Source organism: Italian clover phyllody phytoplasma str. MA1 (assembly GCF_000300695.1).
GTDB lineage: Bacteria > Bacillota_I > Bacilli_A > Acholeplasmatales > Acholeplasmataceae > Phytoplasma.
In genome coordinates this window covers 1-6,245 of record NZ_AKIM01000048.1, presented here as the reverse complement: position 1 = coordinate 6,245, position 6,245 = coordinate 1, and the positions used below count along the sequence as shown (strand labels likewise).

Genomic DNA, 6,245 nt, shown 5'->3' with positions numbered 1-6,245 from the left:
TTCGGATATTTTTTTTTTATTTTATTTATGGTTTAAAGAGGACAAAAATGCAAAAATTCATTAATTGGGTGGGCTGTAAAAAGAAATTATTACCACATCTTTTGCCTTTAATTCCTAAAAAATTTAAAACATATTACGAACCCTTTTTAGGAAGTGGTGCTTTATATTTATCCTTAATGCCTAAAAAAGCCATTTTAAACGATAATGACACACAACTCATCCAAATATGGAAAAGTATTTTATACAATCTTAAAGATTTTTATAATAAAACATTAGCTTTTGAAAACTTTATTTATCAATATCCTAAATCATAACAAAAACAACAAAAAGAAGCTTTTGAAACCTTATTAAACCAATATAACCTTTCATTAACAGAAAAGAAAAAAAGATTAACCAAAGCATCACTTTTCTTTATTTTAAGTAAATATTGTTTTCGTGGCATTTTAAGATACAAAGATAATACATCCTTATATACAACTTTTGGTTATAAGTATAAATATAAAACTAGCCTATTAAATTTAAATGATTTATTCTCCTTACAAAAACATTTTCAAAAAAACAAACATGTCTTGTTATGTACTGATTATCAAAAAATAATCACTAACGCTAAGAAAGATGATTTTTTGTTTATTGATCCACCTTATTACAACGGCAAAAACATCACTATATCATCTTTTTACAAAGGAGTTTTTGGTTTTACTGAACAAGTAAAATTATTCAACTGTCTCGAAAAAGCCGATAAAAGAGGAGTTAAATGGTTATACACCAATTATGATACTCCCGAAATTAGAGCATTATTTAAAAATTATTACTTCCAAAGTATCAAATCTAGTACTACCTATAATTTGACAAACAAAAACAATAATCATGAAATCATTATTACCAATTATTAAAAAAACAATTTAAATTTTTGACCTCAACAAGTCTTTAAACTGTTTCAAAGATTAATTTTTGATATAAACGAAACGTAAAATTCCAAAAAATAGAAAATTAAATTATTTTTAGAATTCGTAAAAATCAAAAATTTAACCAATTAGAAAAAAACTTAAAAAAGGAGCATATCATTATGTTAAACAAAGTTCAATTAATAGGTCGTATCACTCATGATCTTGACAAACAATATCTTAAGGTTAACAACGAACAAATCCCTAAAATAGATTTTCAATTAGCTGTTAATCCAACCAAAGACAAAGTTCAATATATTCCTTGTGTGGTTTTTAGAACCCAAGCTGAAAATCTTCATAAATACTTACATAAAGGATCTAAAATTTATCTAGAAGGAACATTAGCTATCCAAAAATACAACAACAACGAAGGTCAAAAGAAAACAAATATAAAAGTGATCGTACATAAAGTCATCTTTTTAGATAATAAACCTCAAACTGATAATTTACCATTTTAAGATAAAAAAAACATCGATATTGAATATCTTAACTTTTCAAAAGAAAACCAAAATAAAGGAGAAAAAAATTATATGAGCGACGCCATGACTGAAAGCTCGCGCGGTACTTACTTCAAAGACCGCAGCAAATTAAAACCCAAAACTAAAAAAAATAATAAACCAAACAAAAAGGAGAAACTTAAAAATGACTAAAAAAGAATTAATTAAAAAAATAGCTGAGGCTAATAAAACCTCAATTTCAAAAACAGAAGAATTTTACCATTCATTCGAACATACCCTAATAGAATCCATTACTTCCAACGAAGAAGTAATTTTATCTTCTAAAATAGGTAAATTCATTTTAAAAACTCGTAAAGCCTACACTGGTAGAAACCCCCAAACAGGCAAAAAACTCAAAATCTTTGCGAAAACCGTTGTCTCTTTCAAACTTTCTCAAACCATTAAAAATAAAGTAAAAGATTTAACATTAGAATAAATCAATATCAACCAACAAAGGAGAAATTAAATATGAATAAAATCATTAAGAAAAAAACAAAACCCAATACTCACGAAACAAACCAAAACCAAGAAATAAAAACAATGACTAACCCTAAACAAGAAAATATAACTATTATCCCAATAAAAAAACGCAATTTATTAAAAAAAATAGCTTACATAACGATCATTTTACATTTTATTTTACAAGTCATTATTATTTACTACGATAATAAAATTCCCTGGTTAACAACAGGAATTAATAATTCTCTTGAATTGATTAAATCTCTCATCCCAGGAGGAACAAAATAATGAATAAAAACACAAAAACCCAAAACAAAATTTTAACGATAATTACAACTATTATCGCACTCTTTTTCGTAGCTACATCTATTTACGCCATCACTAATTACTTTTTTAAACAAAAAAAGGAACAAATCAAAATAGCGACCAAAATTCCTTTATTTGATGTGGTAAGAACTGGCGGAAATAACGAAGATAAAGCCATTATACCACTTCTACTTCCAAATTTAAACCCTACAAAATACGCTCACACGATTTCATTCGATCATAAAGCAACTCTTAACTCCGACGGAATGGATATTAATGTTCCTTTATATTTGAAAATATCAACTAAATATGATACACAACAAACTTTTATTAATCCCGAAAAATATTTAAATGTCGGTTTAAAAGTGGATAACAATGATTATGATGATACTAAACGCCCACAAATAAGATTAAATGATAAGGGCATCGGTTCACTTAACATCCAAATTAGCATCGAACAAAAAGAAATCATTACTAATAAAAACCCTCAATTAGAGTTAATTTGTGATTACGAATTAGTTGACAAAAACGGTAACGCCTTTGGCGGCGGTACTCGAACTGTTGAAACTAAAATTGATCAACATGCTTAATAAACCATTAAAAGACCAATTCATTATTGGTCTTTTTTTTGTAGAAAGGAACTTATATGACTATCAAAAAAAATCAAACAAAAATTCAACTAATTTAATCATAATCATCATAATATCAATTATTTTATGTTTAGGAAGTTATGTTTGGATTCATCATCAAACTTTAACAGAAACTGAAACAAACCTCATAACCCAACAAAAAAAATTAGAAAATCAAAATAAAAATCTCCAAAAAATAAAAGACAAACTACAACAAAATAAAGCTGAAATTCAAGACCAAATTACCAATATAAATAAAGAACACCAAGAAGCAATAAACACTAATTTACAAGAATTAAATAGTCAAGAAGAACCATTATTTACCCCTTCTAACAACCAAAAATTTCCTAATTTTAATCAATTAATTGGTTTCAAAGAAGAATTAAAAGCAGTCGAAGGATTCATTGATTACCTTAATAACAAAGAAAACTATACCAATATTGGCGAGGTTGATTCGCCCTTAGGCATTTTAATGTATGGAATTCCAGGAACTGGGAAAACAACCTTAGCCAGAGCCTTAGCCAAAGAAACTAATCTCCCTTTTTTTGAAGTAAGCAGTTCCATTTTTTCCCAAAAATATAAAGGAATTGCTCCTCAACTAGTAAAAGATTTATTTATGACAGCCCGTGAAGAAGCTCAAAAAGGAAAAGGGGCCATTATTTTCTTAGATGAATGTGAAACCATCTTTACTGATTTAAGCGGATTAGAAGCTGGTTCAGAAATCGCCAATGTGGTAAACCAATTCAAAACGGAAATGACATCATTCGAAAATGATCCTGAACATCCTATCTTTATTATTGGTTCTACAAACCACATCGACCAAATTGATGAAGCCATCAAATCAAGATTCACTTACAATATCGAGGTTAAGCCAGGCAACAAAGAAGAAAGAAAAGCCTTCTTAGAATTCTTAATTAACAAACGTAAAAATCCTTACAGCGAAGAAGCCAAACAATATTTATATGAAGTAATTAACGAATCTTTAGAGAAATTGCCACATGACCAATCATTCTTAAAAGCTAATCGTACTTTAGAAAACCTTTTAAAAACAACAGTAACCATATTCGCTAAAAACCGAGGTCAAGGCGAAACTAGAAGAAACGAAATCAATTTAGAAGATTTAAAACAAGCTTACAAAATGATAATCTAACAAGAAGACACCCTTTTAAACGATATCGAACAAGAAATTAAAAAGAAAGGAGGTAAATAATTATGTTATCACCATTAGACCTAATTAAAGGCTATTTTAATTTTTCATCGATTATTACATGGTTTATTATAGCCACTACTATCTTCGGTGTCTTCGCTTTTTTCAAAAGAAAGCGTGACATCAATTACCAAAACGCCATACCTTACAAACAAAAACACACAACAACTTGGAAAGACTATTTAATTTCTTTTTTAATCATTATTGGTATTTTAAGTTTCATTTACTTATGTTTTTTTTATAAACCTAAAGAACCATCTAGTAAATGCGCTGGTCAATTAATCAATGAAATCGATAAAGCGATTGATAAGTACGATGAAATCATTAATAACTACCAAGGACTAAAAAATAATTGGGAACAAGAATTAACCAAAGTAGAGACCGAATTAAAAGAACTCTACAAAGTCCAAGAACAAAAAGCTAAAATCAAAGAAGCTTTAGATAAAAACGAAAATAAAATTAAAGAAATCAAAGCACAAATTCAAAATGTATCTGGCAATATTACTATCTTAAAAGGCCGCCTTCAACAAAAAGAAGCTGAATTAGCCAATAAAGAAAAAGATATAAAAGATAAACAAGAAGAATTAAAAACAACAACTAATGAAAATGACAAAAAACGTTTACAAGAAGAAATCAAAAAATTACAAGACGAACAAATTGAGTTAGTCGGACAAATAAGTACGCTCAAAATAAAAATATTGAATTCAGAAGCTGAACAAACAGGTTACAACAACATGTTAGAACGAGCTATAATATTCCCATCACCCCCCCTTCCTATCTCGACTCCCTCTACGAAATCACTTCAGCCGAGAAATAAAAATAAAAGGAGATTTAAGTAATGATTAAATTAAAAAATCAATTTAAAATAATTTATCTTTGTTTAATAATTTTTATAGGATTATTATTTATTTTTAGTAATCAACAAGTAATGGCCGCCCTAATGAAGAGTTTGTTAGTGATATGAGAATCGTTCATGTAACTGTCTCAAATATTAATATTCTTAAAAATCATGAAATATTTAAACAATATTTTGATTTTACTCTAACTTATCCGCGTTATAACGGAAACATAGCAGAATTTGCAATTATTTGGAAAATTAAGAATCTGCCTCGTAATTTATTAGGTGTTTTTTTTGATAATGGAACTAGAGATGATGAAGATGATAAATATACTTTAGAAGATTTAAAGAATATGGGCAATGGAGCCCAAAATATGTATATTTTTTGGCAATATGAACAAAAATAATTTTTTCTGAATTAAAAAAGGAGTTAAAATAATGTTTAAAGTAAAAAACCAATTTTTTCATAAAAACAAATATTTTTTATTTATATTATTTTTTTTAATCTTTGTCATTTTAAAACAAAGAATTTACGCTTATCCTTTGTTAGAAAAACGTAATACAGGTCTTCATACAGATTTGAAAGAAGTTTCGAATGCTAAAGCTAATATAGTTGTTACTCATGGAATTGCTGAAAGTTCAAAAGAATACGAAAGATTATCAAATTTTTTAAATAACAATAATTATAATGTTTTACTTTATGACATTAGAAGTCATGGGCAAAGTAGAAACAATTCTAATGATATAGCAGATATTAATAATTTTAATATTTTCATAGATGACTTGCATTTAATAATTAACTCTTTAAAACAAAAAAATAATTTAAAAAATATTTTATTAGGACATAGTTTAGGCGGAATGATAAACAATTGTTATATTTATAAATATAACGATGTAGAAGGCGTAATTAATAGTGGTGGTCCAACAAAAATAATAGAGTCTGCAAATGTATTTATCGAAGAAGAAGTAATAAAAAATATGCCGAAAATTCCAGTAGGAAGGGGATATAATAAATTATCAAGATTACCTTTAACACAAGAAATGAAAAATTTTAGAAGCGTAAAGTTCTTAACTCCAAATTTTGTAAGAAATACTATGGTTTTAAGTATTCAATATTTTCAAGAAAATTTAATAAATAATTCATATATTTATCCACAACCTCTTTTATTATTGCATGGGAGCGCAGATTCTGTTATTTTATCAGAAAATAGCCAAGAATTTTTTGATATCCTCACAGAATCTAATAAAGAATTAAGAATATATCCTAATATGTATCACAATTTATTTAATGATTTAGGAAACGAACAAGTTTATCAAGATGTTATAGAATGGTTAGAGCAAATTGTATAAAAATTCAAATAGATA

The 6,245-nt window shown here is 27.1% G+C and carries 7 protein-coding genes and 2 pseudogenes; all 9 read left to right on the top strand.

The window, feature by feature from the left end; all coding sequences use genetic code 11:
- Positions 1–47: 47 nt before the first annotated feature.
- The 9 genes and pseudogenes from RI01_RS03405 to RI01_RS02170 all read left to right on the top strand — a co-directional run bounded on the left by RI01_RS03405 (position 48) and on the right by RI01_RS02170 (position 6,230).
- Positions 48–893 (top strand): annotated as a pseudogene (locus RI01_RS03405) (DNA adenine methylase).
- A gap of 173 nt (positions 894–1,066) precedes the next feature.
- Entirely contained in the window at positions 1,067–1,402 is a 336-nt protein-coding gene (locus RI01_RS02205) for a single-stranded DNA-binding protein (protein WP_017193037.1), read from the top strand.
- A gap of 184 nt (positions 1,403–1,586) precedes the next feature.
- Positions 1,587–1,877: an HU family DNA-binding protein gene (locus RI01_RS02200; RefSeq protein ID WP_017193035.1), complete on the top strand. Its 291-nt coding sequence runs from the start codon at positions 1,587–1,589 to the stop codon at positions 1,875–1,877.
- A gap of 32 nt (positions 1,878–1,909) precedes the next feature.
- Positions 1,910–2,188 carry a hypothetical protein gene (locus tag RI01_RS02195; protein WP_017193034.1) on the top strand — a complete coding sequence of 93 codons (279 nt, stop codon included), beginning with the start codon at positions 1,910–1,912 and terminating at the stop codon, positions 2,186–2,188.
- The gene (locus RI01_RS02190) at positions 2,188–2,796 is read left to right on the top strand and encodes a hypothetical protein (RefSeq protein ID WP_017193033.1); all 609 of its coding nucleotides are present in this window, start codon (positions 2,188–2,190) and stop codon (positions 2,794–2,796) included. Before RI01_RS02195 ends, RI01_RS02190 begins: the two co-directional genes overlap by 1 nt.
- Positions 2,789–3,985, top strand: coding sequence for an AAA family ATPase (locus RI01_RS02185; RefSeq protein ID WP_017193032.1), 1,197 nt, complete (start codon positions 2,789–2,791; stop codon positions 3,983–3,985). Before RI01_RS02190 ends, RI01_RS02185 begins: the two co-directional genes overlap by 8 nt.
- 62 nt (positions 3,986–4,047) lie before the next feature.
- Positions 4,048–4,881: a hypothetical protein gene (locus tag RI01_RS02180; protein WP_017193031.1), complete on the top strand. Its 834-nt coding sequence runs from the start codon at positions 4,048–4,050 to the stop codon at positions 4,879–4,881.
- Positions 4,881–5,287: pseudogene (locus tag RI01_RS03295) on the top strand (SVM family protein). The gene RI01_RS02180 and the pseudogene RI01_RS03295 overlap by 1 nt, the downstream one beginning before the upstream one ends.
- Positions 5,288–5,318: 31 nt before the next feature.
- Positions 5,319–6,230: an alpha/beta fold hydrolase gene (locus RI01_RS02170; RefSeq protein WP_017193028.1), complete on the top strand. Its 912-nt coding sequence runs from the start codon at positions 5,319–5,321 to the stop codon at positions 6,228–6,230.
- The last annotated feature ends 15 nt before the right edge of the window (positions 6,231–6,245 follow it).

What these genes read in the sequence shown, in the direction of transcription:
- RI01_RS02205 (WP_017193037.1), top strand. Translation starts at nt 1,067, where the DNA reads ATGTTAAACAAAGTTCAATTAATAGGTCGTATCACTCATGATCTTGAC.
- RI01_RS02190 (WP_017193033.1), top strand. Translation starts at nt 2,188, where the DNA reads ATGAATAAAAACACAAAAACCCAAAACAAAATTTTAACGATAATTACA.
- RI01_RS02200 (WP_017193035.1), top strand. Translation starts at nt 1,587, where the DNA reads ATGACTAAAAAAGAATTAATTAAAAAAATAGCTGAGGCTAATAAAACC.
- RI01_RS02180 (WP_017193031.1), top strand. Translation starts at nt 4,048, where the DNA reads ATGTTATCACCATTAGACCTAATTAAAGGCTATTTTAATTTTTCATCG.
- RI01_RS02185 (WP_017193032.1), top strand. Translation starts at nt 2,789, where the DNA reads ATGCTTAATAAACCATTAAAAGACCAATTCATTATTGGTCTTTTTTTT.
- RI01_RS02195 (WP_017193034.1), top strand. Translation starts at nt 1,910, where the DNA reads ATGAATAAAATCATTAAGAAAAAAACAAAACCCAATACTCACGAAACA.
- RI01_RS02170 (WP_017193028.1), top strand. Translation starts at nt 5,319, where the DNA reads ATGTTTAAAGTAAAAAACCAATTTTTTCATAAAAACAAATATTTTTTA.